Source organism: Flagellimonas marinaquae (genome assembly GCF_003992675.1).
GTDB lineage: Bacteria > Bacteroidota > Bacteroidia > Flavobacteriales > Flavobacteriaceae > Flagellimonas > Flagellimonas marinaquae.
On the sequence record NZ_RZMZ01000014.1, the window covers coordinates 96,456 to 96,674 of the forward strand.

General features: G+C 53.9%; 1 protein-coding gene. It reads right to left on the bottom strand.

Going from position 1 to position 219, the window contains the following annotated elements:
* Nucleotides 1-219: hypothetical protein (locus tag EO130_RS15450; RefSeq protein ID WP_164732906.1), on the bottom strand; the 219-nt coding region annotated here is incomplete at both ends.

Genomic DNA, 219 nt, shown 5'->3' on the forward strand with positions numbered 1-219 from the left:
CAGGGTCGTTGTCCGCATCGTCCACATTGTCCACGTTATCGGCGAAGTCTGCTGGAATCCCGGTCAGGCTGCTCCACTGTCCGTCGAAATCGTCGGTACTGTCGGTATCCAGATTCGCAGGCAAATTGGTCAAATCGTTAAAGTCACCAGAGAAATCATCCGTGCTGTCGGTATCCAAGTTCGGGAACTCGTTGTTCACCGCAGTGGCCACTTGGGCAT